This window comes from Clostridium cavendishii DSM 21758, from assembly GCF_900141845.1.
Taxonomy (GTDB): Bacteria; Bacillota; Clostridia; order Clostridiales; family Clostridiaceae; genus Clostridium_AG; species Clostridium_AG cavendishii.
This window is the reverse complement of sequence record NZ_FQZB01000015.1, coordinates 97,475-122,454: the sequence shown is the minus strand read 5'-3', so window position 1 is coordinate 122,454 and position 24,980 is coordinate 97,475. Positions and strand designations below refer to the sequence as shown.

Annotated in this window: 27 protein-coding genes; 6 read left to right on the top strand and 21 right to left on the bottom strand. The window is 28.2% G+C overall.

What is annotated here, in order from left to right; genetic code table 11:
- Positions 1-68 precede the first annotated feature (68 nt).
- On the bottom strand, positions 69-740 hold the full coding sequence (gene hypB, locus BUB01_RS17505) for a hydrogenase nickel incorporation protein HypB (protein WP_072991075.1): 672 nt from the start codon (positions 738-740) through the stop codon (positions 69-71).
- Positions 741-1,312: 572 nt separating this feature from the next.
- Between hypB and BUB01_RS17500 the strand changes: the two genes are divergently transcribed.
- The gene (locus BUB01_RS17500) at positions 1,313-1,714 is read left to right on the top strand and encodes a hypothetical protein (RefSeq protein ID WP_072991073.1); all 402 of its coding nucleotides are present in this window, start codon (positions 1,313-1,315) and stop codon (positions 1,712-1,714) included.
- A gap of 266 nt (positions 1,715-1,980) precedes the next feature.
- On the opposite strand, the gene BUB01_RS17495 is transcribed toward BUB01_RS17500, so the two are convergent.
- The 8 genes from BUB01_RS17495 to BUB01_RS17460 form a co-directional block, all read right to left on the bottom strand.
- The gene (locus tag BUB01_RS17495) at positions 1,981-3,213 is read right to left on the bottom strand and encodes a hypothetical protein (RefSeq protein WP_072991071.1); all 1,233 of its coding nucleotides are present in this window, start codon (positions 3,211-3,213) and stop codon (positions 1,981-1,983) included.
- A 12-nt stretch (positions 3,214-3,225) separates the two neighbouring features.
- On the bottom strand, positions 3,226-4,101 hold the full coding sequence (locus BUB01_RS17490) for an ABC transporter ATP-binding protein (RefSeq protein WP_072991069.1): 876 nt from the start codon (positions 4,099-4,101) through the stop codon (positions 3,226-3,228).
- On the bottom strand, positions 4,098-4,877 hold the full coding sequence (locus BUB01_RS17485; protein ID WP_072991067.1) for a hypothetical protein: 780 nt from the start codon (positions 4,875-4,877) through the stop codon (positions 4,098-4,100). Before BUB01_RS17485 ends, BUB01_RS17490 begins: the two co-directional genes overlap by 4 nt.
- Positions 4,874-5,389, bottom strand: a complete 516-nt coding sequence (locus BUB01_RS17480; protein ID WP_084108959.1) for an RNA polymerase sigma factor — start codon at positions 5,387-5,389, stop codon at positions 4,874-4,876. Before BUB01_RS17480 ends, BUB01_RS17485 begins: the two co-directional genes overlap by 4 nt.
- Before the next feature lie 206 nt (positions 5,390-5,595).
- On the bottom strand, positions 5,596-6,678 hold the full coding sequence (locus BUB01_RS17475) for a BMP family lipoprotein (RefSeq protein ID WP_072991065.1): 1,083 nt from the start codon (positions 6,676-6,678) through the stop codon (positions 5,596-5,598).
- Between the two features lie 212 nt (positions 6,679-6,890).
- Positions 6,891-7,628, bottom strand: a complete 738-nt coding sequence (locus tag BUB01_RS17470; protein ID WP_072991062.1) for a class I SAM-dependent methyltransferase — start codon at positions 7,626-7,628, stop codon at positions 6,891-6,893.
- 144 nt (positions 7,629-7,772) lie between these two features.
- Positions 7,773-8,048: a CD3324 family protein gene (locus BUB01_RS17465; protein WP_072991060.1), complete on the bottom strand. Its 276-nt coding sequence runs from the start codon at positions 8,046-8,048 to the stop codon at positions 7,773-7,775.
- A 367-nt stretch (positions 8,049-8,415) separates the two neighbouring features.
- A complete protein-coding gene (locus tag BUB01_RS17460; protein WP_072991058.1) occupies positions 8,416-8,940 on the bottom strand; it encodes a helix-turn-helix domain-containing protein in 525 nt (174 codons plus the stop codon).
- Between the two features lie 159 nt (positions 8,941-9,099).
- Here BUB01_RS17460 and BUB01_RS17455 point away from each other — a divergent pair, with 159 nt between their 5' ends.
- A complete protein-coding gene (locus BUB01_RS17455) occupies positions 9,100-9,678 on the top strand; it encodes a cyclase family protein (protein ID WP_072991055.1) in 579 nt (192 codons plus the stop codon).
- 227 nt (positions 9,679-9,905) lie between these two features.
- On the opposite strand, the gene BUB01_RS17450 is transcribed toward BUB01_RS17455, so the two are convergent.
- Positions 9,906-10,682, bottom strand: a complete 777-nt coding sequence (locus BUB01_RS17450) for a class I SAM-dependent methyltransferase (protein WP_072991052.1) — start codon at positions 10,680-10,682, stop codon at positions 9,906-9,908.
- 216 nt (positions 10,683-10,898) lie between these two features.
- On the opposite strand from BUB01_RS17450, the gene BUB01_RS17445 reads away from it, so the two are divergent.
- Positions 10,899-12,248, top strand: a complete 1,350-nt coding sequence (locus BUB01_RS17445) for a DUF4317 domain-containing protein (protein ID WP_072991049.1) — start codon at positions 10,899-10,901, stop codon at positions 12,246-12,248.
- 258 nt (positions 12,249-12,506) lie between these two features.
- On the opposite strand, the gene tsaA is transcribed toward BUB01_RS17445, so the two are convergent.
- Both tsaA and BUB01_RS17435 read right to left on the bottom strand, forming a co-directional pair.
- The gene (tsaA, locus tag BUB01_RS17440; protein WP_072991046.1) at positions 12,507-12,974 is read right to left on the bottom strand and encodes a tRNA (N6-threonylcarbamoyladenosine(37)-N6)-methyltransferase TrmO; all 468 of its coding nucleotides are present in this window, start codon (positions 12,972-12,974) and stop codon (positions 12,507-12,509) included.
- Between the two features lie 67 nt (positions 12,975-13,041).
- Positions 13,042-13,860, bottom strand: coding sequence for a MerR family transcriptional regulator (locus BUB01_RS17435; RefSeq protein ID WP_072991042.1), 819 nt, complete (start codon positions 13,858-13,860; stop codon positions 13,042-13,044).
- Positions 13,861-14,195: 335 nt separating this feature from the next.
- On the opposite strand from BUB01_RS17435, the gene BUB01_RS17430 reads away from it, so the two are divergent.
- The gene (locus tag BUB01_RS17430; protein ID WP_072991039.1) at positions 14,196-14,957 is read left to right on the top strand and encodes an AraC family transcriptional regulator; all 762 of its coding nucleotides are present in this window, start codon (positions 14,196-14,198) and stop codon (positions 14,955-14,957) included.
- Between the two features lie 103 nt (positions 14,958-15,060).
- Positions 15,061-15,369, top strand: a complete 309-nt coding sequence (locus BUB01_RS17425) for a DUF6506 family protein (RefSeq protein ID WP_072991036.1) — start codon at positions 15,061-15,063, stop codon at positions 15,367-15,369.
- 289 nt (positions 15,370-15,658) lie between these two features.
- On the opposite strand, the gene BUB01_RS17420 is transcribed toward BUB01_RS17425, so the two are convergent.
- Entirely contained in the window at positions 15,659-16,822 is a 1,164-nt protein-coding gene (locus BUB01_RS17420; RefSeq protein ID WP_072991033.1) for a MerR family transcriptional regulator, read from the bottom strand.
- Positions 16,823-17,048: 226 nt separating this feature from the next.
- Positions 17,049-17,915, bottom strand: a complete 867-nt coding sequence (locus tag BUB01_RS17415; RefSeq protein WP_072991030.1) for a DMT family transporter — start codon at positions 17,913-17,915, stop codon at positions 17,049-17,051.
- Between the two features lie 192 nt (positions 17,916-18,107).
- On the opposite strand from BUB01_RS17415, the gene BUB01_RS17410 reads away from it, so the two are divergent.
- A complete protein-coding gene (locus BUB01_RS17410) occupies positions 18,108-19,004 on the top strand; it encodes a LysR family transcriptional regulator (RefSeq protein ID WP_072991027.1) in 897 nt (298 codons plus the stop codon).
- Between the two features lie 286 nt (positions 19,005-19,290).
- Here the strand turns inward: BUB01_RS17410 and BUB01_RS17405 are convergent, their stop codons facing one another.
- From BUB01_RS17405 to BUB01_RS17375, 7 genes are all read right to left on the bottom strand, one after another.
- Positions 19,291-20,034: an ABC transporter permease gene (locus BUB01_RS17405; RefSeq protein WP_072991188.1), complete on the bottom strand. Its 744-nt coding sequence runs from the start codon at positions 20,032-20,034 to the stop codon at positions 19,291-19,293.
- Complete coding sequence (locus BUB01_RS17400) at positions 20,021-20,749, bottom strand: ABC transporter ATP-binding protein (RefSeq protein WP_072991024.1); 729 nt, start codon at positions 20,747-20,749, stop codon at positions 20,021-20,023. The genes BUB01_RS17405 and BUB01_RS17400 overlap by 14 nt, the downstream gene beginning before the upstream one ends.
- A gap of 51 nt (positions 20,750-20,800) precedes the next feature.
- Positions 20,801-21,565 carry a MerR family transcriptional regulator gene (locus BUB01_RS17395; protein WP_072991020.1) on the bottom strand — a complete coding sequence of 255 codons (765 nt, stop codon included), beginning with the start codon at positions 21,563-21,565 and terminating at the stop codon, positions 20,801-20,803.
- A gap of 101 nt (positions 21,566-21,666) precedes the next feature.
- Positions 21,667-22,176, bottom strand: a complete 510-nt coding sequence (locus BUB01_RS17390; RefSeq protein WP_072991017.1) for a CarD family transcriptional regulator — start codon at positions 22,174-22,176, stop codon at positions 21,667-21,669.
- A gap of 129 nt (positions 22,177-22,305) precedes the next feature.
- The gene (locus tag BUB01_RS17385; RefSeq protein ID WP_072991014.1) at positions 22,306-22,977 is read right to left on the bottom strand and encodes a YczE/YyaS/YitT family protein; all 672 of its coding nucleotides are present in this window, start codon (positions 22,975-22,977) and stop codon (positions 22,306-22,308) included.
- A gap of 508 nt (positions 22,978-23,485) precedes the next feature.
- The gene (locus tag BUB01_RS17380; RefSeq protein WP_278337150.1) at positions 23,486-23,788 is read right to left on the bottom strand and encodes a peptide maturation system acyl carrier-related protein; all 303 of its coding nucleotides are present in this window, start codon (positions 23,786-23,788) and stop codon (positions 23,486-23,488) included.
- Positions 23,789-23,806: 18 nt separating this feature from the next.
- A complete protein-coding gene (locus BUB01_RS17375; protein ID WP_072991011.1) occupies positions 23,807-24,979 on the bottom strand; it encodes a TIGR04066 family peptide maturation system protein in 1,173 nt (390 codons plus the stop codon).
- Position 24,980 lies beyond the last annotated feature (1 nt).

Here is a 24,980-nt window from a genome sequence, read left to right as displayed (position 1 = left end):
TTTATTATAATTTTATCCCTATCTTTTTAACTTATAAATCAAGAATCAAAACTTTATAAATCTATTATCTATTTTTCATTCCATCCCTTAACTTGAGCACGTACCCAATCTGCCCACTCATCAATTCCTTCTCCAGTCTTAGCTGATATTGGAATTATTTTTGCATTCGGATTTATCTTTGTTATGTATTTTTTAACTGCCTCCAAATCAAAATCAAAATAATCTATTGCATCAATCTTATTAATTAATACAACATCCACAATTGAAAACATTAAAGGATATTTTAAAGGTTTATCATGACCTTCTGGAACACTTAAAATCATAGCATTTTTTGATGCACCAGTATCGAATTCAGCCGGACATACTAAATTTCCCACGTTTTCCAATATAGCGAAATCGATTTCTTCTGTTCCAAGTCCTAATAGACCTTGTTTTGTCATGTCTGCGTCAAGATGACACATTCCCCCTGTATGTAATTGGATTACTTTTGCTCCTGTCTTTGAAACAGTAAGCGCATCCACATCTGAGTCAATATCAGCTTCTAAAACTCCAATTTTCATCTCATCTTTTAAAGCATTAATCGTTCTTAAAACAGTTGTTGTTTTTCCAGAACCTGGTGATGACATTAGATTTAATAGAAATGTCTTCTCTTTTTTTAATTCTTCTCTAAGCAAATCCGCTTGTCTATCGTTATCTTCAAAAACACTTTGCTTAATTTCTAGAACCTTAAATTTTTCCATATCATCCATACCTCCATCTTAATTTAAATTTTATCTTTTAACTTTTTATTTTTAAATAATAAAAAAGTATTCCCCATAAGCAAATTGTATCACAAACTCTTTATTAATGAAATATATTTCGTATGCGTTATATTCGTATGCGTTGCAATATGGTAAAAATAAGTATTTCTAGCGCATACTACCTCATTTTTTCTATATATTTTCTATTTATATTTTAAACTAATATTAATTCCTAAACGTATCTTTTTTATGCCTAAAAGTTCTTAAAAAATATAATTATTATTCATTAAAAAATAGCATATATAATAAAAAATGTATACTATCCTTTTCTATTTTAATATTTCTAAGCTATACCTTTATACCTAGACATAATAATTTAAATCTTAAAACTATGCTTTTGGGAGTAGTTTTAACTATGGACGCAGAAGATTCAATAATTAATTTAAGTTTTAATAATATTTTTTTATAATCCCAATATTGTTTAATATAAATTTTATATTGAAAAACAATAAATTTAATGTTAATATTTATATAAATTTATATGATGCATTTATAGGAGATGGTAAAAATTTATGAAAAAAGCTGCATATCAGATAGGCTATCTAGGCGCTAAATTACAGTTACTTAGAGATTTATATTTATTTTTTCTTAATTATGCTTATCAAACTGAAGATAAAACTAAATGTTTTTATATGGTTGTTTTCGACTTATTGATATTCTTATTACTTAAAATATTGGACTTTGATAAAAAGAAATCATGTATGATATTATTTTCTTTTTCAATTTTAGCACTTTTTATTGTAGAGTTAATCAATTCTATATCATTTAACACAATTTCTTTAATAGAAGTATTAAAAAAAAGTGTTGAATATACTAGGGATGGAGCATTCTGGGTTCCATTAATGCTAATTTTAATATCTAGCATTATATTCTTTTTTAATACTAAAGATGAAAATATAGTACAATTGAATTAAATAATTTATATAAATAATCCATAAACAAAAGTAGTTTTGTACAATTTTCCTAGTTTATGTTGTAATATCTAATCAATTATTTTTCTATACATAAAAAAATAGCATTAATATTCTCTAATTAAATATTAATGCTATTTGTTAAATTCTTCTTAGTAAAGCTTATCTTTGATTTCCTAATTTTTTTATTACTAAACAATCAGCTTTAGCTTCATTGATAAAACTAATTATCTTTCTTATAAAAAATTAAATGATATCATATTTTAAAATTATTGTACTTGATGTTTTCTAAAAGCATTTCCTATAAAAGGCAAGAATGCAATTGTCATAACTATATAAGCTAACATACGCATTGAAATTAAGCTTAATGTTAATCCTCCAAAGGAATATGATATATAAGCTGAAAACAGATGTATCATAGATTTTTGATAAGGTAATAGATATATTATATGCTGATATAAACCATTATCCGCCCCGTCACCCAAAAATAACGGAACAAATAAAATTAGCACATCAACTATTAAAACAGTAAACGGAGACTTACATTTAGCTGATATAAAAAGTGTAAATGATACTATACCAAGCATAACTAAATAAAATATTCCAACACTTATAAGAGTACACGATGCAAATGTAAGATTATAAGGTATTATTGTATTACAAATTTGAATAGGTAAATTCCACCCATCAACTCCAAAGGTTAAAAGAGGCATTCCAACTGCAAAAATAGCATTTACAAAATATACCATAGTTACAAATATAAATACTGCTCCTATTTTAGCTCTTATTACTTTGGTTTTACCATACTTTGATGATAAAATAACCGCATCAGCCCCACATTGATATTCACCAGCAAAAACTGGTGCAACAGTTATGCATATAGCTAAAAGCATAAAAATTAATGAGCCAAAAATTCCAAGTATTCCATCCCACCCGTGATAATAACCATAAGTATATGGCTTATCTATTTTAGAATTTTTATCAAGCCAAAATTTCTTTTCTTGCTCAGAATAATTACCACCTTCATGATTCTGATTTAATAGCTTAGAAACTTTACTATCCCTAGTTTCATAAAACTTTGCACCATCTTTAAGTTTTATATCTACTAATCCAGAAATCCATAAGAACTCCTTAGGGTTAGCATAATTTTCAGATATCATCGAAAGATAATCACGCCTTGGGTTTATAAACTTATCATAAACATCGTTGTTAAACCATTTTTCACCTTTTTCATCTTTTGTAACATTTTTGGGATCTGCATATAGACTCTGAATTTCTTTAATATCTTTTGTTACTTGTTCTTCCGTCATTTTAATTGAGATGTTTTTTATATTATCTCTTGCTAAGCTTATCGCCTTAAATCCCTTTGCATCAAGACATTCAAAGTTTATAGCAGGTAATGAAAAAAAGATTATAGTTAATATTGTAGTTACTACTACAGTTATAATGTTAGTTCTCTTTTTTGCTAATTTTTTAAATTCAAACTTTATTAAACTACTCATAAGCTTTCCCTCCTATCCTTCTAACTTATCTTGAAAATGATATAAGTATAAATCCTCTAAACATGGAGGTACATTAATTGCATTATCTATTGGTTTAGTGTCACTAACTATCCTTAAATCTACAGAATTATCATTATTGTGTTGTAAATTTATAATACAATATTTATTGCATAAGTAATCTACTTGTGATTTTGCTACTGTACATTGCCATACACAATTTGAAATTCCTTTTGTTAACTCATCAACTGAGTTCTTTGCAATAATACTTCCATTTTTCATTATAAGTATTTCATTTGCTATATACTCAACATCAGATACAATATGAGTAGATAATATTACTATTTTATCTTCAGAAAAATCTGATATTATATTACGAAATCTTACCCTCTCTTTTGGGTCAAGTCCAGCCGTTGGTTCATCTAAGACTAATATTTTAGGATCATTTAATACCGCTTGAGCAATCCCTAGTCTTTGTTTCATTCCTCCTGAAAAAGTTCTAATTTTTTTATTCATAACGGCCTCTAAGCCGACCATAGTTAATAATTCTTTAGTTTTTTCTTTTGCAAAACCTGGCATTAACCCTTTTAAAGATGCTACATATAACATAAATTCCTTTGCTGTAAAATCAGGATAATACCCAAAGTCCTGAGGAAGATATCCTATAAGCTCTCTATAGTCCTCCCCCATATCAATATTATTTTTACCATCTACTTTAACTTCTCCTTCACTCGGAGTTAACACTCCACAAATCATTCTCATTAAAGTAGTTTTCCCAGCACCATTAGCACCTAAAAGACCATATACTCCTTCCTTTAAATCTAAAGAAAGTTCATCTACTGCAAGTTTATTGCCATATCTTTTTGTTAGTTTCTCTATTGTTAAATTCATATAATAGCCTCCTTAATGACATCATCAAAATTCTCTAGTCGCCTTATCACTTTTTTCACTTCAACAGAAAACATAATTGTAGTCACAACATATATTAAAATCCAACCTGTTATAAATTCTTGTGTGTAAATTCCTAAATCATCAACTCTTGCAAAAAGAAGAACTGCTATTAATAAAACACTATAAGCCATACATGCATAATTAAGTTCTTTTCCTTTAAAATAATTCATAAGCTTCATAAACCCTATACATACAAAATTAAAAGGTACAAGTGTGTACATAATAACTCTAAGTATACTTACATTAGTTAAATTGCCTGCAAATATCATCATAATTATTAGTAAAATACAATCTACAACTCCTAATATAAGCATCCTAGTAACTAAAACTTTTTTAATTGAATTCCTTGTTGAAAATTCGATTTCTAACATACTCTTATTGTAAATTCTTGATATTTCCTCAACATTAATAATCAGTAAAAGAGGAGCTAAAATTGACATTAAAGAAAAAGTTCTAAAGTTTAAAACGTCTCCAGTTCCTACATTATAAAAACCTAAACATAGAAATCCTAAAATTATAAGTTGAAGAGCCCATGTTCTTTTTCTGATAAAACCAATTTGTGATATAACGAACTGCTTATTACTTGTTCTAAACTTTGGTATGCTTAAAGAATTCTCATGAATAAATTCAATTACTTTCATAGGTGCATCCTTATCATAACTAGGTACAGAATACTTATTTAACATTTCTTTTATTTCTCTTTCCTTATTATTCATAGTTGTCCTCCTTTCATATTCTCACCGATTATCTTCATTGCTTTTTTCAATCTATACTTCGTTATAGAAATACCAGAATTCATAATTTTAGCAATATCTTTGATTTTTAAATCATGATAAAACCTTAGTATTACTATTTCACGTTCTTCTTTTGAAAGCTTATTTAACACTTCTTTAATCATCACTTTATCTTCTAACCTAGAAATTTCTTCTTCTGAAGTTCCCTCCTCTACTTCCTTTAAAATATATCGTGACTCCTTTTTATAAAAATCTTTGCATAAGTTTCCCGCTATTACATAAAGATAATTTTCAAACTTTCCGTAATGCTTATAATTTTCAATACTTTTTATTACCTTCATAAAAACTTCCTGTGTTAAATCCTGTGCAGCCTGCTTATTTTCTAAATGCCTGTAACAATAGTAGTATACTTTTTCATAATACTTTTTTATCAGTTCATCAAACAAATGCACTTTACCATTTTTTATTTCTAATATTAATTTAGTATCATCCACTATTATCACCTCCGAAACGTTTCATACACTATAACGATTGTAACCCTAAAAAAGTCAACATATCAAAATTTTTTCAAAATTTTTTATTTCAAATAAAAAAAGTAGAAATTTAATCAAACTTCTACTCTTCTAAATTAAATATTCTGTTAATTCATAAAATTAATACTTAGAAATACATAATATATAATACTTAATAATTATGTATTTTATTTTATTAAACCATCTTTTTCTGGAGATATTTTTATCTCTCCTGATTTTATTTTTTCATATACTTCATTAACTTTTTTAATAGTTTCTTCACTTAAATTAGGATTCTTTTCCGGTATACCTACGCCATTATTTTTAGTATCATATATTAATGTTTTTCCTCCAGGAAATTTACCTTCTACTGAATCTTTAATAACCTCATAGGTAGCATCACCTAATTTTCTAATTGCTGAAGTTAAAATAACAGATTTTCTAGGCATATATATACCCTCATCATACTGATCTCTCTCAACTCCAATTATCCAAGCTTCCTTCCCTGAAAAAGCCCTCTTTTTAGCCTCATTTATAGCACCTATTGCTGATTCACTGGCTTTAACAAATATAGCCCTAACACCTCTATTATACATTTCTGCTGCTAATTTTTGAGTCTCAGTAGAATTAGTAAATGAACCTGTATAAACAACATCTTCTGGGCTTATTTCAATCTTAGTCCCAAAATTTTTATTTGCATATTTTATGCCCTGCTGAAATCCCCAATTAAATCTTTGCACTGTTGGCACCTCTAATCCACCTATAAAGCCTACCTTTCCATCCTTTAATTGAATGGCTGTTGCTACCCCTACTAAAAACCCAGCCTCATGTTCTGAAAGTAATATTGCAACTGTATTATCTGCTACATATACTTTTCCCTTATCTGTTGGTACTGTATTTACTATTATAAATTTTACATTTTTATATTGGTTCTGAGCCTTAAATATAGTACTTTCAAATCTAACTCCTGGAGTTACTATAAGATTGTATCCAGAATCAATTAAATTATTAATTTGTTGAATAAATGAACTCTCCGTTGGCTCAATAGGTTTGAAATATGTACTATCTAAATTAAATTCTTTGGCTGCTTTTTGTATACCTTCCCAAGTAGATTGATTAAATGAATTATCATAAAGAGTACCCGAATCCGTAACCATTCCAACCCTAATATCTTGCAACTCTATAACTTTAGCATTTGTATTCTCCCCATAGTTAATAAATGTAAAAACTATTATCAAAACCATTGTAACTATAAGTATTCTCTTTCTCATAACCCCTCCCCAAATATCCTCTTACTACTTTTAATACATATTGCACTTTTTTATTATACATTAAATTTATTTTAAGCATATTCTTATTAAATAATACATGCTACATTGTAAATCCCATCTGCCACTTTTTTTCTCTACTTAGAGATTTAATTATTTATCTTTTTGGCTATTAATACTTAAACATAGTACTTCAACATCCACATAACTTGAACTTACTTATCTTTTCTCGCTGATATTAGTAACATCATAGGCCTACGTAACTCATCTTGCATATCTCTATCATCTCTTAGCATTTCTTCTGGTGGCTTTGGTTCAATAACCTCTTTTACCTTGAAGCCACAATTTAGCAAAGTATTAATATATGTAGTTAGTGTTTTATGATATTTAATTACCTCTTTTCCTAAAAAATTAGCCTTACGAATCCCCTCATCAAAGTATCTATCTACTGGCCAATGTACCCTATTTCCTAATTCGTCGCAATACCACTCTTGATTTCCATAAGCTGTAAATATAGGATGTTCTACAGAAAATATAAAATCTCCACCTGGCACCATACATTCATATACCTTTTTACAAATGTCATTAAAGTTTTCTATATAATGAAACACCAACGAACTTATTACAACATCAAAATAATTTCTTGGAAACTCTATGTGTTCTATTTCACTTTTTATATAATCTATTGATACATCTGTATTAGTTTTCTTGGCCTCTTCTAGCATTCTTTCTGATGAGTCAACTCCTACAACTAATTTAGCTTTATTTTCAATACAATACTTACAATGCCATCCAAATCCGCATCCTAAATCTAGAACTTTTTTATCTTCTAATTCTGGAATCATTTTCCTAAACATTTGCCACTCTCCAGCACCTTTAAGACCATTTACTGAACGATTCATCTTCTTATATTCATCAAAAAAATCTTTATCATCATATTTATTTGTTCTCATTAACTAGACCTCCTTATATAATTTGCTATATATAAATTTTATCATTATCTATACATCTATACATAACTCACAAATAAACCTGTACTATTTATGTTTAATATAAAAAAGATATTTGCATTAAAACAAATATCTTTTCCCTTTAAATTATATATTTCTTGTATATTCTTTTATTATTCTTCTTATGCTATTATCAACTAAATAATATTTATGAGCTAATTGTTTTATCGTTAACCCATTTTTAAAATCCTGGTAAATTCTTTCGTTTCTTTCATATAAAAGGTTTTTAGTACCACTATCTTCTCCCCAAGATTTCTTATTCCCCTCTTTCCTAGGTATATATAAATATACTCCATCAGCAAAATCCTGAAGTCTATTTACTAAATCTTGTGGTAATATATCTTGTGCTTTCTTATATTTCATATTATTTGCTCCTATCTACTATATAATCAACGTAAATAATGAAGCAAAAACTGCACAACCCCATTCTATTAAATTTTCTAATTCATTAAATAGCTTCTAACAAAACAGTCTTATCTACCGCAGTTTTTGCTAGAAGCTTGAAACACTCTTTAAGTAATCAGTCTTATATATACTCATATAACTTTCCTTTCTCTTTAATTTTTTAATTTTATTTTTCTCCTTAGTGTGCTAAATTTGAAATCGAAATTTCATCACCTGTGATATTTTTAATGCTCTAGATTTATTTCCTTTGTTGGGTTCAATAATTATTCCTTTAAATCTATCACTAAAGTTTTCCTCATTTTCTACAATATCTAGAATCTATTTTCTATATAACCTTTTTTAAATCATCTATAAATTTGAAAATAGCAGTCACTTCTTCTTCTTTATACGTATTAAAAATTTCAATTAACTTTTGACGTTCTTTTTTGTGAAAATATTCATGTAATTTAAACAATGCTATACCTTTGTCTGTTAAGCTATAATAAATTTCTTTTTTATTATTTTCTACCCTCTTTGCTTTAATAATTTCCTTAGTAAGAAGCTTGGAATTTATTTTTGATATACCACCTTTAGTCATATCAAGCTCTCTTGCTATAAATATATTATTAGGCATATTATTTTTACCTATACACTCAATAACATGAAACTCTGATAATGATATGTCCCTTATATCATCTTTTGATATTTTATTAAATTCCTTTTTAACTTCTTCTTCATCCTCTTTTATATTTAAAATTGCTTGAATTAAATTACTCTCTTTATTTTTCTCTGAATCAGTTACATGATTTATAAAAGAAATAACTTTTTCAAACAATTCTTCTGAGTTATCAACTTTATAATCCATTGTCATAAATCTACCTCCCTTTTAGTTTCTTAGTTAACAATATATATTATAGTTTAAAAAAATTTTTATTCAATATCATCATTTTAGTTTACAAGGAAACCATTCTATGATATTATTTGTATAGTTTCCTAGGAAACCATGATAAATTTAATGGAGGTTTTAAAAATGAAAATTGATTTAACATTAGAAATTAGTAAGGAAATACTTTCTTCAAGTCTTAAGAAAGCAATAAATGAGGACAAAGCTTTTGGAGCTTTAGGTCATATAGGAACCCATTTTGATATTATGGATAAAAATTTCCCTCTTGATTATATAAATAGGAGTGGAAAAATATTCAATGTATCTCACATAAGAAATAGTGAAATTTCGTTAAATGATATTAATCTAAACGAGATTAAAGAAAATCACTTTATTATTTTTTATACTGGCTACTTAAAAGAGAAAGGTTATGGAACAACCGAATACTTAAACAATCATCCAGAACTTTCAATAGAACTAATTGATTATTTAATAGATAAAAAAGTCAGTTTAATAGGAATAGATTCACCTGGAATTAAAAAAGGTTCCAAACACAGATATGTTGATCAGTATTGCGCAGATAGAAATGTTTTTATTGTTGAAAACATAAATAATCTTGATCTATTATGGTCAAATGCTAAGGATAACTCTTTTACTATGTATACTTTTCCTCTTAATATAAAGGGTACAACAGGTCTTACATCTAGAGTCATAGCTGAACTATAAAATTATATAATTCTTTATAAATATTTCCTATTAATAATAAATTTTATTAAATTATATAATTAAAAAATATTATATATAAAAAAAGACCTCAAAAATAATTGGAACTCCTTTTGAGGTCTTCTTCTTTTACTAATACTTTAGCAAATTTATAAGAATAAGCACTAGGCAATAATCCATTTACTAAAATCTTTTCCTATAATCATTATAAATTTTTATTATGTTTTTCTTTATTCTTTTCTTAAAATATCTAATGTATGTCCACTTGCTCCCAACAAGTCTGCTCTTTCGCATGTTGCAAAATGATAGTCAAGAAATAGTTGAAACGTATCATCATCCATAGCATTTAAAACAGGTCTCATATAATTGGCTGGTCCATCTGCCGCAATTAATTTTATTCTTTGAATACCAACTTCATCATTCAACTTATTAATATCCTCAGTCCTTACATAATCATATAGATCCTTAGGTTCTGATATAATATGAAATTCATCATCAAGTTTACCATTATCAATAGATGCACGAATATTATTTTCCTTAAATCCATATGTTAATACACTATATTCATTCATACAATATGCTACTAATATAAAACCGCCAACCTTCGTTACTCTTTTCGCCTCTTGTAGCGCTTTTACTTTATCCTCAAATTTATATAAATGATACATTGGTCCAAACACCAATGTCATATCAAAAGTATTATCTGAAAATCTTGATAAATCTAACGCTGTTCCATGCATTGCTTTTACTGTACTTCCTTTTGACCTTAAAACACCTAAATTATGCTTCACAAGTTCAATTGCAGTAACATCATATCCTTCATTTGCTAATTGCACAGAATATCTTCCAGTCCCTGCACCAACATCTAAGATTTTTGCATTCTCATTATTATCTAAATACTCATGAATGTATTTCATAGAAGTTATGTACTCAACTTGTCCATATTTTCTTATTAACCTTTTGTCCTCACAAAACTTATTATAGTATCTTTCTAATTCCATTGTCATATCTTTTCGTTCCTCATCTATTATATTCTATAATCTCTCTATATTATAACAAATATTATACTGCAGTTAAAATATGACTTTCTAAAGAATATATAAACACATAATCTAATTTAAATTTACTTAATAAAATCTTTAATTAATATAAAAAAAATATTATACTTAATAATGTATTAATTAATGTCTATAAAATTGAAAAAACTAGATGGGGGTTTATATATGAGAAAAAAAGATATACTTGAGTTAAAAAAACGTTTTAAGAAAGATCATTGCACCTTCACTAAAATGTGTGGTTGCTATGTTAATGGTGAAAAAAATATTATTTTAACTTTTAGAGAAACCTTTTTAAACTTAGATGAAGATGAGTACTTTAAGTACTTAGAAATTGCTAAAAAAATCCTATCTGGAACTATTGGTAATAATATTTTAGAACTTAACTTTCCACTTAATGAAAATCTTGAAAATGAAAAACAGATTTCTCTTATGCAGCTAAAAAAGAGCCAACTAAAGGATGATAATCTGCTTGAAGATTTTTACGAATCCATTATAAATAGTTATGACTATACTGGTAATTTTTTAATACTAGTTTTTCATGATGCTTATGATGTTATTACTAAGACTACTGATAACGCTAAGATAGATGAATCTGAAGAAGTATATGAATATATTCTGTGTGCAATATGTCCTGTTTCCCTTTCAGATCCTGGACTTAGATACTTCGAAGAAGAACAGAAAATAAAGGCCCGTATTAGAGATTGGGTAGTAGAAACCCCAACTCTTGGCTTTGTATTCCCTGCTTTTATTAACCGTAGTTCGGATGTTAACTCAGTTATGTATTACACTAAAAATGCAAAAGATCCTCATCCTGAATTAATGGAAGCTGCTTTAGGTTGCTCTGCAAAACAAACTGCCACTATCCAAAAGGAAACCTTCCAATCAATTATCAAAGATTCTATTAGTGCTGATGAAGAAAAAGCTGAGAAAATTTTCATGGAAGTGCAAGAAAACCTTAATACAATGATAGATGAATATAACGAAATATATGATGATCCAGATAGTGAACCTATAACCTTAACACAAAAAGATATACAAAATCTTTTAGTAGAAAGTGGTGTTCCTGAAGAAGCTACTACTAAAATTGAAAAATCTTATGTAGAAAGTTTTGGTGAGGATATACCTTTAGCAGAACATTTAATTGATTCCAAAGCACTTAAGGCAAACGCCCAAAGAAGAAGGGAAGAACAACTTGAGAAACAAGTACAAGTACTTCAAGCTAGGCTTGAGGAAGTTAAACAAGAGACTGCTGTGGATAATGAAGCTCAATTTTCTACAGAAACTAATAATGATAATATGATTTTAACTGACACTTTAGAACATAACCTTGAAGAGTCTCAAACTATTAATGAGGATGGTAATAACCTTACTCCTAATTATGATGTTATACTTCAAGTGAAGCCTGAAAAGATACCTAAAATAAAATCTCAAATAATTGACGGTCAAAAATGTATAATCATTCCTATTGATGAAGATGAACAAGCTACCGTTAATGGTTTAGATGATTTGATTTAAGTTATATAAAAGGCACCTATAAAATAAATTATCAGCATACTTAAATATTCTTAAGTAATAAATATTGTAAATTAATATTCTAAATAGTTTTCCAATATTTTTTCACTCCTTCCCTGTGCTAAGAATATATGTTGCCTTTATATAAAGTGTGATATTTATATTATAAAATTTTAAAAATAAGGAGTATTGATTTCTCGTACTCCTCATTCTTATTGAATATTTTACAAAAATAAATTTATATAATATATTTAATCTTTATTAAAATAAAAACTCATTTTGCCAATCAAAATCTCCAGACTTTTCATAACACAAAGGCCAATGACTACACCATTGTGGAACATAAGGTTTCTCTACTTTGTCTAAGCTTGGAGTATAAGGTTTCAAGTCTAAAATACTACTATCATTCATTGCATCAATATAAGTAATATAAATTATCCCTTTTTCATAATCGATATGTGTTACCTGAGTGACAGACAACGCTATTGGATTAGGTCTTTCAGGAGATCTAGTTGAAAAAACCCCTAACTTTTCAGGTGAATTCTTATATGGCTTCTTAACTTCTAAAACACTTCTACTATTACTATTATCACATTTATCAAACCACCATAGTACATCAATATGACTAAAGCCTTCTAATCCTTGCAAGCCTTTTATATACTCCTTATTAATTTGAATAAACATATTTTCTTCTTCAGTTTTGATTTTACCAATTTCTTTTAATTCCATAATGAATACCTCCTATTTATATTATAAATAGATAATAGACCCTCACATGATGTGAGAGTCAATATAATTATTCTAATGGAATTTGTATTTCAGTAAGATATTCTTCTGGATCATCTACATCCTCACCAGATATATGACATATCTGCCTAGAAGGTTTATTCGCCATATGCTCATTATGACTTTCAATCCAATATGCTAAATCTTCATATGCTCTTGCTAAATTATTATAAGGACCATATACCATTGCATAAGCAATCTTAGTAACAGGTTCAACTTCTCTATATATAAATCCGTCCTTATTTTCTCCGATTTTATTCACAACCACTCCAACTTCAACATCCACATTTTCATCCTTATGCTCTATATCATGATATAAAGCAATATTATCATACATATCCTGCTTTATAGAAATGTTTTCTCTTCTAATAAAATCACATAACCTCTCCCACAAAATTCCTTCATGAAAATATGTTGGTATTATATCTCTTGTAGATAGAATTAAAGTACTATCTACCTTTTTAAAGTTTATATTACAATGTATTTTGAATTTTTCCTCTTCAATTTCTTTTATTGCACTATCTATCTTATCTATCCGTTGTTTTTCTTTAGCTATTTCATTATTAATCTGTATTTTCTTTTCTTTTAATTCGTCTAATATGCTTACCTCATTACATCTTTGTATTATATCTTTTATTTCTACCGTAGTGAATTTAGTATCTCTTAATAAAATAATTTTTTGTAATATTGGTATCTGTTCTGCAGAATACATTCTATATCCTGTAAATAAGTCAACTTTTGCTGGTTTTAATAATCCAATCTCATCATAATATCTTAACATTCTAATAGACACTTGAGTTAACTTTGAAAACTCCCCAATTTTAAACACTAATATACCTCCAGAATAAATTACAAATATAAATTTCTTAAATATGTATTATTATAATACACCTAGGATTCTTTTCCTATTAATCATCTAATCTTTTATTATTTCGGAATACTATTTCAGCATATATAAATAACATTAACTAAGTATCACCAATAACTAAAATTATTAACTTTATGTACATATATGCCAAATGTTTTTTATTGTAATTAAACCTAGAAATTCTAGTATTAATAAATCCTACTTTATATATTTACATTATTAATTATGTATTGTATTATTTTTTATATTTTTCTATTATTGTAATGTACACCATTTTAAATTAGGAGAAATATAGTATGAAAAATATTATTAAATTTTATGAGAAAGGTTCAGTAGAAATATTATATGGAGAAAGTAGCCACTGTTTTCCTCTTCATAGTCATGAGTGTTTTTGTGTCGGAGCTATTACTAAAGGGTCCGCACTATTTACTATAAATAATAGCAAATGTTTATTAAAGGAACCTATGCTTTTTATTCTTCCATCCAATACTGGGATCTCTATAACTACAAATTCCCAATATAATTACATAACTATATGTTTTAAAAATGAGTTAAAAAAACAAATAGAAAATCTTCATTTTAATAAATATTTTCTTACACTACAATCTAATGATGAAATATTGACTTTATGTGATACTTTTAGAGAAAATAATGATGAAATTCAACTTTTGACTTCCATTCTCAAATTAATTAATAATACTATAACTAACAACTCTTTGATAGAAAAAAATCAACCAAATGAAACTGTATTATCAATTTGCGAATATATAAAAAAGAATGCAACAGAAAACTTTGATTTAGACACTCTAGCAAAATCATTTTATTTATCAAAGTTCCATTTAATTCGGATCTTTAAAAAAGAAATGGGTGTGACTCCTTATCAGTATTATATTCAGTCAAAAATGAGAGTTATAAGAAAAGAAGTTTTTGATGTTAAATCTGAAACTGATTTAGCTGTTAACTTAAATTTATCAGATTCAAGTCATTTATGTAAAATATTCAAAAGACAGATGGGCATATCTATTCAAGATTATAAAAAAAATCTTGTAAGAAAATGAGCAATATCTTACAATTATTTTTTTTTATAATATGCTACCATATATTTGTGCTTAAAAATAAATAAAACTTATTTAAAGTATATAAGAAAGGTGGTAGTTATCTATGAAAGTTAATGCAGCATTTATTTTTGTAGCGCCAGAGGTTGATTACACAACTCACAAATCTCTAATTGAAACTCCTGTTGTAAATCTAACCGTAATTGGTGTAAAAAATTATAATGAAGCTGTTCATGTTGCTAAAGAACTAGTTAATCAAGGAGTTAAGGCAATAGAACTTTGTGCTGGATTCGGAAATGAAGGAATAGCACTTGTTAGTAAGGCAGTAAAAGGTAAAGCATCCGTTGGAGCAGTCAAATTTGATCATCATCCTGGCTTTGATTTCAAGAGTGGTGATGAACTATTTAATAATTAAAATTTATTATAACTTAGAAAAACTAAATTAATTGCTTATTTTTTTGTAATAAGAACTTAGTGTTTATTAACTAAGTTCTTATTGTATTAAATCAGTTGAAAGTTTATTTTACTCTATACAGCATTATCTCTCAAAATTTTTTTAACTTATTTTAATTATACTTTTCATTAACTTTTTTAATTATACTTTAGTAATCAGTTATTTACCCACCAATAACTTTAGCTAACTTTCTCTCTTTAGTTAATAAAAAAATATCTACCTCTATGTCAAATCATTCATAGTTCTAAATTCAAGATTTTCTATTCTCAGAATAAATTTTAAAAGCTTCTCCAATAAATTTGGATGCACCACTTCCATATTTCTTATCGTTTACTTCTATATAAATAGGTTCTTTTAAATAAAGCTCTGCTGTATACTCCCAATAATTTTCTCCCATATCCACTTTATAAAATTCGTGATTCTTTTCAGTTTCACATGATATTTGTTCAACGATTTGTTGAATCTCCCTTGAATGAGTATCTTTACTTAAATCAGATGTAAGCTTTTTATATAGTTCTTCTAATTTAGGTTGCTTATCTCCCAAATAACTTTTTAAAGACTCTCCAATAAATTTAGATACACCTTCCCCATATTTCTCATCAACTTTTTCTATCCAATCTGGAAATATTAAGTAAATCTTCACCATATAGTACCAATGATCATCTCCATTCTCCATTCGGAAAACTTCATAATCTTTTTTAGCTATATTTGTTATCTCTTTAGAAATTTGTTGAATCTCCTTTGAAGAAGGATCTTTACTTAAATCAGATGTGAGCTTTCTATACAATTCTTTTAATTTAGGATGCTTATCTTCTAAGAAATCTTTTTTAAACTTACCAAACTTTTCTTCTAAGGTTATAACACCACTATTAAGATTTTTCTTTACAGCTTCAGCATATTTTTCAATGCTTCCATATTTCTTTATAGCTATTTTAGCGATTTCATCTTCCTTAGATTTGCATTTTTCAATAAGTTCATTATATTTATCTAAACTACCATAAACTTTAATCACCTTATCCTCATGTTCTGTTTTAAATTCTTCCAACACATTATAATACTCACTCATATCAAATTCTCTAAAATTCATCGTCCCCTCCCCTTTTAATGTTTTATTTATAAGCTCAATTAATCCATCCAATCTTTTTCTTTTTAACTTGAGTAGTTTTTGCTGATTTTTTAATGCTTGCATCTTATCAAAATAAGGACTTAGCATTATCTCTTTAACATCTTTTAAAGGTATGTCAAGCTCTTTAAAAAATAGAATTTGTTGCAGAGTTTTAAGAGCTTCATCATCATAAAGTCTATATCCTGACTCTGTAATTTCACTTGGTTTTAATAACCCTATTTGATCGTAATAATGTAGCGCACGTACACTTACTCCTGTCAAATCCGAAATTTGTTTTACTGTTTTCACTATTTACACCTCAAAGCTTAATTTTAGAGCTTTAAAATATTTTTTAAGAATCTTGCCGGCTATAGATTTTGTTAATATATTCAAGCTCTATCTTTATATTACACTATGACGTGATGTCAGGGTCAACACTTTAAAAAGAAATTATCCTAAATCCTAATATAAATTACTTTGCAACTATTATATTTCTTCTTTTATAATTGTTTAATAAATAACCCTTATATATTTCTTATTTGCCTTTTAGATTAAATATTAAGACACTTAAAATTATAACAGCTCCTCCTATGAAAGTACCCATATTAGGAATTTCTTTCAATAAAACAAATCCCAACATGGTAGAAAATAATGGGATAAAAAACATAAAATTAGTTACTTCACTTGTTTTATCTGCCAAGGACATAGCTTTCCCCCAAAAAAGGTAAGCAATTGCACTAGGCATTATTCCAAGATATATAACAGATAAAACATGACTTGGTTCGGAAGTCATTATCTGCCCCACTTCTTGGATAGAGAACAGTGCAAGTAAAATCGCACCAGAAATCATGCTATATGTAACAATCTCTAAAGCCGTATACCCTATATACGAAAGTTTTCTGTTTAAAATATTGTAACAACAAAAAACAATTGCAGCACCAACAGTCCAGATTAGACCGATATTAATAGATACTACACCATCCCATAACATAAGAATCAGAACTCCTAAAAAGGCCAACGCTATGGCTAACCACCCTACCTTCTTAATCTTTTCTCCATAGAGCTTGGACGCAACCACTGTAGTCATAATTGGAGTAGTTGTGATAATTATACTGGAAGTCGCAGAAGTCAGGGTCTGGATACCGTTATTAAATAAAATCATGTACATAGTAAATCCAAAACCACCAGACAGTAAAAACCAGAACATGTCCTTCTTTCGCGGTTTTCTGATGCGGTTAGATAATCCAATAATTAGCAGTAGAATAGATGCTACAGTACACCTAATAAAACTCAATAAATTGGGTGTATAGTGTGTCATAGCTACTTTGGTCATTGGGAAAGCAGATGCCCAAAGTAATATCGTAAATAAAGCCATTGTGTTCATTTTAAATTTTTGTTTCATAATTAAGTCAACTCCATTTTAAGTAGTTTAAATGTTGTGGATTCTATGTATTGAAATTATATTATTTTCATGAATAAAACATAGAATTAGCACTTGCATTCATAGAGATTTCATATTATCATAGGTTTAATTATTAGTAAAATTGAAATATATGAATTCTTATATTAAAAAAACTGATATTGGAGTGATGAAATGGAACTTAGAAATGTGAAAACCTTTATTAAGGTTGCTGAAATGAATAGTTTTTCAAAAGCTGGCGAAAGTTTAGGATATGCACAGTCTACAGTAACTCTTCAAATGAAACAGTTGGAAGAAGAACTTGGAGTTCCTCTTTTTGAACGTAAAGGTAAAAGAATTAGTTTATCCCAAAAGGGACATGAATTTCTTACTTATGCAAATAAATTGGTAAAGTATGAAGCGGAAGCTATACAATCTATTAGTCATATGAATGAGCCTAGTGGTGAACTACACATTGGAATTTTAGAATCACTAAGTGTTTCAGAATACATAAATATAATTAAGGAATATATGGAAACCTATCCCGATGTTAGTCTTATTGTAAAAATTGCCACGACTTTAGAATTGATGAAAATGCTAGAGAAAGGATTATTAGATATTATTATTCTACTAGATCAGAAAGTATTTAATTCTAATTGGGAAGTTCCCTTTGAAAAAGAAGAAAGAATTCTTTTTTTCTGCTCACCTAAACATCCTATGTCAAATGAGCATGTTTATCTATCAGACCTAGCTAAAGAAAAGTTTATACTAACAGAGAAGGGATGTAATTATCGTCAAGTGTTTGAAGAGTTTCTTGCAGCTCAAAGGTTAACTGCAAACTGCTTACTAGATATTGGTAGCACTAATACAATCATTGACTATGTAAAAAATGGGCTTGGCATTTCACTACTGCCAGAATTCAACTTGAAGGAAAATCTAAAAAATCATACTATTAATGAAATTTTAGTAACTGACTGTAATATTCTTTTATACACACAGGTAATCTTCAACAAAAACAGATGGATGTCTCCAGCTATGAAGGTATTCTTATCAACTATTTCTAATTATTTTGATACACTGAACTATGCTTAATAAGTAGCAATTTATAACATTTTTAAAGGAGACAATCCTTATCATATTAAGTAACCACTATTATGCTTAACCTTTTTTGTATTCAGGAAGAGTAGCACAAATGCTTATTTATATCTTTAAAATAAGAACTTAGTATTAACTAGCTAAGTTCTTACTTTATTAAATCAAGTTAAAACTTATTTTGCCCTATATATCATTATTTAAAAAATGTTCTTAACTCATTTTAATCATTTATTTCACTATCCTCAGTCACCAGTTCTTTATACGATTCCTTATTAATTTAAAATTACTCCCACCTAAAAAACTTAATTGATACCCCAATACATATTACAGCAAGTATACTTACAACTAAAATTGGTGATGTTACGTTATTCATGTTTGAATTAAGTGCTGCACTTTTTAAAAGTTTTATTCCCTGAGTTAACGGTAATACATCTGCTACTTTTTGAAGTGCTGTTGGCATAACCTCATATGGTAGTGTTGCTCCTGAGAATATAAGCATAGGAAAGTATAAAATACTTGCAATAACACTTGCCATTTTAATATTTTTCGCTATTCCTCCAACCATAAATCCAATGCTAAACATTGATAGCATTACTAGTGTATATGCTCCTAAAAAGTTTATCCATGAACCTCTAAATTCAAACTTGAAAAATATTTTTGCTGTCAAATAAACAAGAATTAATGAAACAATAGCGTATAAAGCATAGATTGCTCCTTGAACTACTAAAATCATAGATGGACTAACTGGTGTTACTCTAAATCTTTTTAATATCTTTCTGTGCCGATACTCAGATAATACTAATGGTAAACCCATGACACCACCTGCACATATTGCAATAGTTGATACAGCAGCAAAGGATTGTTCCATGAATGTAAAATTTGCTCCAGAAAATGCTGGTTTATTGCCATAAATAACACCTAAAATAACAGTTACTATCACTGGCATACAGATTGCAAAAATGAACATATCCATGCCTCTTAGTGATAACTTTAATTCAGTTTTTAACATTGTTTTAAATATCTTCATCATCCACTTCCTCCCCTATAACCCATAAATAAGCATCCTCAAATTTTTCATATGGACTCAGTGCCACTGCTTCTTCAACTGTTCCAGAAAAATCTATCACTCCATTTTTTAAAATACATATTTTATCGCATAGAACTTCAACCTCATCCATGAAATGAGATGTTAAAAAGATTGTAAGTCCTTGCTTCTTTAAATTTAATAAGCACTTCCACACATCTCTCCTTGCCTTTACATCTAATCCTGTTGTAAGCTCATCTAAAAATACTACCTCTGGGTTGGATATTAATGCTAAAACAATAAATAATCGTTGCTTTTCACCCCCAGATAACTCACTTACTAAATTTTCAACCTTATCTTGAAGACCAAACTGCTCTAATAATTTATTGTGCTCCAATGGATTTTTATAAAGAACTTCCGTTACTTCACACAACTCTTTTACTGTAATCTTATCTTGATAATTGGATTCCTGAAACTGAACTCCAACCTTCTGAAATAACTGTTTTCTTTCTTTTTGAGGATTCATACCTAGGACAGATACCTGTCCATCATCAAAACTCTTTGTACCTAAAACACACTCTATGGTAGTACTCTTCCCTGCACCATTAGCCCCAAGTAATCCAAATACCTCTCCTTTCTTTACTGTTAAACTAACATCCTTTAGCACTTGAACCTCCCCATAAGATTTATAAAGATTTTGAACTTTTATTACTTCCATATGTTATTACCTCCTTTTGATAAAAGAATAACACCAGCACAAAGTCTGGTGTTAAAGTGTAGAGTTTATATTAAATTGGTTTTTCATAGCTTCTAATTGCCCTAATATAATATTTGCATTTTTTTCTGCATCATTTAAGGACGTAATAAGCTTATCACATGCCGTAACAATATCCTCATTCTCTTTTGGTTTATTTATTACCTCTCTAATATCAATTTCTTTACTTTCTGACATAGCATTAATCATTCTTAAAATTGCTGAAAGGGAATAATTAGCACAACGTAAGGTACGTATTATCTTAAGTCTATTAATATCACTTTCAGTATAGACTCGATACCCATTCTGCCTTCTCTTAACATTAAGTAACCCATTCATCTCCCAATTTCTTAATGTATCCATTGTGATTTGAAGATAGCCTGAAGTCTCCTTTCTTGTAAAAAATATACTATTATCTTTAGCATCCATTCCTACTAAAAGCTTTTTTGAAATTTCTATGGCTTCCTCCGCATTTTTTTGCTCTTGCTTTATCTGATTTATATAATCATTTGTACAGTTAATTGCTTCTTGAAACTGCCCCTTTGCAGATAGTTTAACAACATTTATTATCTTCTTTCTAAGTCCATTTTGTAAAACTTCTACTTTAAAAGCAGTTCTAGCAAGTTTAAACTGCTCAATATGATAATCATTAAATACTCTATATCCATTTGCTAATCTATTTACTTTTGGTATTAATTCAAGATCTTCGTACAAACGTACAGTATTGGAATGTACCCCAATTTTTTTAGCTACTTCTGATGTTTTATATATCTTATCCATACTATTTGCACCTCCATATTATTATCATAACATCTATGGAAAGTCTGGTGATATAATGGATAGTTCTATTTATTATTAAATTGTAATAAGCTTCACTTTTTTTAACTACCCATATTTTCTACTGTTTGTATTATGAAATCTTTAACCTGATCTTTTGGCATATCAAGAGCAATTGCAAATTCTCCATACAAACATTCTTCTGCCATTTTTAGATACTTATCATCTGTTGCTGTATTTCTCTTTCCTTCTGCCAAACGTTCTTCTTTTCTTAAATAAGAAGTTTTAATTATTTTAATTAATTCCATACAATCATATGTATGCATAACTTCTTTATACTTTTCTTGACGCATTTTATCATCTTCAAAGTATAATACTTCCATTGAAGTAATATTATTTATCAACGCCTTTGCTTCTTCCTTTGATATTATTCTTCTCATAACAACTTTTTCATTATCCACGGGAGTATATATAATACTTCCATTTTCATATATAGGTTTTAATCTGTAATATTGTCTTTCTTTATCAGCTCCATTTATACTTGGAGTTCCTATACCTAATACTTTACATACACCATTTCCACCGTAAACTACGTAATCATTTATTTTAAACATAACCTTCACTCCTCTTTTTATAATTTATTAAATAATAATTCAATCCTTGTAATGTTTTTCAATAATGTTTTCACACATTTTTGTCAATATAACTTCTACAAAAATAAGAGATAAATACTTCTCTCACAGCTATGCCGCAATATCCTCGGGTAACTCACTAAAGTTATTAAATACTGCTCTCTTAAGACATGGTGCACAATGTCTTGAAATTATACCTATAACTTTACCAGTTAGCAAAGCTGAAATTATAGTTCCTTCACGCATTGTAGAAATATTACCTATAAACACCAAGGATATCCCTGCGGCTGCAATTACAGAGGCACAGTCAAACAGTACCTTGATCTTGCCAAAATCAGTTCCAGTTTTATCACATATGGCAAGTACAAGTCCATCTGGTGCATTTGGTACAATATCCATGGTAATGAACATTACAACTCCTATTGAAACAGTAGTAATACTTATAATCATCAATAATACCTGTCCCAAATAATTGTTCACTTCTATACCATGTAATAAGACAGCCGCAAAATCTACAAAAAAGCCAAATACAAAACTAAAAAATATTTGAAATAAGCTTTTTAATTTAAATTTTCTGCGTAAAATGAGAACCTGTACTAGAATATAGAAAGCGTAAACGGCAATCGTCACTGTTCCAAGACTAACCCTCACGACATTACTTATAGCTAGGGGAAGAGCTGAAACTGGTGATACCCCCAAATTAGATTTTATAGCAAGATTTATTCCTATAGCGAGAAAAAATAAACCCGCAAAATAAATAGTAAGACGTAATATGTATTTCAAATCTAGATTCCTCCTTAGTTAAATAATCTAAATGCTTGTCAATTACAAAATTAACAATTTAGTTACAAAAGTCCTTAGTTGTTATTTCTACCTAACTCCTCATCACAAATAAAAAAGAAGCCAATGCTTCCCCTCCATTAATTATATCACAAACAAAAAGTTATTTTCATACTGTTAATTATTGCTCTTTAAAAATAAGTACCAAACACCGAAGTTATCCTAAATTCAAAATACCAGATTTATATCTATAAACCATTCAAAAATATAATCCATTGTAATTTCCCTCCCATTAATTAAGATTTATATACTTATTTAAGTATAACTCTAAAAAGAAAAATTTAACATAAGCCAATAGTCCTAAACCAAAATAAGCACCAATCCATCAAAGACTAGTGCTTTAATTTAGAATAAAATTTAAACTTCAATATGACTAATAATAATACTTTTAAGTTACCCTATTTGTATTTTTCATAAATTTCATGTTCAAATTAATGTAATCCTATAAGCTTTAGACTGCTTCCTTGCTACTTTTTTCAAATATGTTACATAACATTTCTACTATGTTATTGAAAGTAGTAAACTTCCCTTCTGCAATATCATCTTCAGGTATAGTTACACCAAATTCTTTTTCAATATCAAAGTAAAGATAAAGTAAATCTCTAGCAGACAATCCAATGTCCCAACCTAAAAGATGCTTATCTAAAAATTTACCTTCTTGCTGCACTATATCTATGCTAAATCTCTGCATGAAAATATTTTTTAGAGTGTCGTAAACCCTATCTCGATGAAACTCTATATTTTTTTCTTCCACGACTTTCCCTCCTTGTAGTTAAATTATTTCAGTTTCTGCATAACTGCTTAATTTATCTATAATATTATTAACAATTTCGTCAACATGCTTAGCATCAAATATGTTAAATACAGGTATATTTTCGTTCAAATACTCTTCTACCTTGTTACTTACAAAATTACTGTCGAGTTTAATGTAAATATCATATAGTAATTCAATGGTCTTATTCCAGTCTATTTGAACATTTGCCATATTAAAGCAATCGATTTCATGTCCAAACTTATATTTTGCTGATAAACTTAAATTTGCAAAATACTCTGGCTTAAATTTTTCATAAGAAGTACTCATAATAAAATAATCAGGCTCTACTGCTTGAGAAATCTCATAGGCATAAGTACCAAACTTATTTGTGAATTCATTATTTACTTTCATTGTTCCGCCTGGAATTCCAATGATTATTACATCTGGTCTTTCTTCATCTTCTATTTTCTTTACATAATGATTGAACATTGTAATTTTATCAACCTCTGATAGATAATTCACTTGCATAAAATGTGGAAATGAGTGAAATCCTAGAAGCTCACAATAGTTTCTAGAACCAATTTGGCAAACCTTGTATCCCATCTTCTGAAATTTATCTCTTAAGCTTAATTGTATTTCAAACTTACTGATTCTTTCTAAAAGCCCCATTACAAAAATTATAGGAGTTTCAATTTTATGAATATATTCAAAATTAAAGGAATTATTTTTATACTTTACTTCACTCATTTCTGAAATTTGTCTACCGCTTAAATAATTATTCTCTGTATCCTCAATATTACATACAAATTTTGCATAGATATTATTAGTTTTACTTAACTCCAATATATGTTTTTTTTCAGTCCCCTCAAGATTCAAAAAACTTACTATATTTTTTTTACTTTGCGCTGCTTGTTGCATTTTAAGATAAATATCATTTTCCATATCCTCATAGTATTCAGAGTCTGAAAAGATTACAGTATCACACTTTTCAAGGCCTTTCATGAAATCATCTTTTACAATCATTTCAAGCAAATCTCCACCATCCGCAAAAGAGGCATCTTTACCAACTAGACCCCAGCCTTTAGGCGACACTAATTCAACTATTTCAAAACTATCCAAAAAATTTTCATGTCGAATTACAGGGCTAAATTCTAAATCAAAAGGATATACCATTACTTTTTCCTTTTGCATA

Coding starts and splice junctions, on each gene's coding strand:
- hypB (WP_072991075.1), bottom strand. CDS start 740: ATGGAAAAATTTAAGGTTCTAGAAATTAAGCAAAGTGTTTTTGAAGAT.
- BUB01_RS17500 (WP_072991073.1), top strand. CDS start 1,313: ATGAAAAAAGCTGCATATCAGATAGGCTATCTAGGCGCTAAATTACAG.
- BUB01_RS17495 (WP_072991071.1), bottom strand. CDS start 3,213: ATGAGTAGTTTAATAAAGTTTGAATTTAAAAAATTAGCAAAAAAGAGA.
- BUB01_RS17490 (WP_072991069.1), bottom strand. CDS start 4,101: ATGAATTTAACAATAGAGAAACTAACAAAAAGATATGGCAATAAACTT.
- BUB01_RS17485 (WP_072991067.1), bottom strand. CDS start 4,877: ATGAATAATAAGGAAAGAGAAATAAAAGAAATGTTAAATAAGTATTCT.
- BUB01_RS17475 (WP_072991065.1), bottom strand. CDS start 6,678: ATGAGAAAGAGAATACTTATAGTTACAATGGTTTTGATAATAGTTTTT.
- BUB01_RS17470 (WP_072991062.1), bottom strand. CDS start 7,628: ATGAGAACAAATAAATATGATGATAAAGATTTTTTTGATGAATATAAG.
- BUB01_RS17465 (WP_072991060.1), bottom strand. CDS start 8,048: ATGAAATATAAGAAAGCACAAGATATATTACCACAAGATTTAGTAAAT.
- BUB01_RS17460 (WP_072991058.1), bottom strand. CDS start 8,940: ATGACAATGGATTATAAAGTTGATAACTCAGAAGAATTGTTTGAAAAA.
- BUB01_RS17455 (WP_072991055.1), top strand. CDS start 9,100: ATGAAAATTGATTTAACATTAGAAATTAGTAAGGAAATACTTTCTTCA.
- BUB01_RS17450 (WP_072991052.1), bottom strand. CDS start 10,682: ATGACAATGGAATTAGAAAGATACTATAATAAGTTTTGTGAGGACAAA.
- BUB01_RS17445 (WP_072991049.1), top strand. CDS start 10,899: ATGAGAAAAAAAGATATACTTGAGTTAAAAAAACGTTTTAAGAAAGAT.
- tsaA (WP_072991046.1), bottom strand. CDS start 12,974: ATGGAATTAAAAGAAATTGGTAAAATCAAAACTGAAGAAGAAAATATG.
- BUB01_RS17430 (WP_072991039.1), top strand. CDS start 14,196: ATGAAAAATATTATTAAATTTTATGAGAAAGGTTCAGTAGAAATATTA.
- BUB01_RS17425 (WP_072991036.1), top strand. CDS start 15,061: ATGAAAGTTAATGCAGCATTTATTTTTGTAGCGCCAGAGGTTGATTAC.
- BUB01_RS17415 (WP_072991030.1), bottom strand. CDS start 17,915: ATGAAACAAAAATTTAAAATGAACACAATGGCTTTATTTACGATATTA.
- BUB01_RS17410 (WP_072991027.1), top strand. CDS start 18,108: ATGGAACTTAGAAATGTGAAAACCTTTATTAAGGTTGCTGAAATGAAT.
- BUB01_RS17405 (WP_072991188.1), bottom strand. CDS start 20,034: ATGAAGATATTTAAAACAATGTTAAAAACTGAATTAAAGTTATCACTA.
- BUB01_RS17400 (WP_072991024.1), bottom strand. CDS start 20,749: ATGGAAGTAATAAAAGTTCAAAATCTTTATAAATCTTATGGGGAGGTT.
- BUB01_RS17395 (WP_072991020.1), bottom strand. CDS start 21,565: ATGGATAAGATATATAAAACATCAGAAGTAGCTAAAAAAATTGGGGTA.
- BUB01_RS17390 (WP_072991017.1), bottom strand. CDS start 22,176: ATGTTTAAAATAAATGATTACGTAGTTTACGGTGGAAATGGTGTATGT.
- BUB01_RS17375 (WP_072991011.1), bottom strand. CDS start 24,979: ATGCAAAAGGAAAAAGTAATGGTATATCCTTTTGATTTAGAATTTAGC.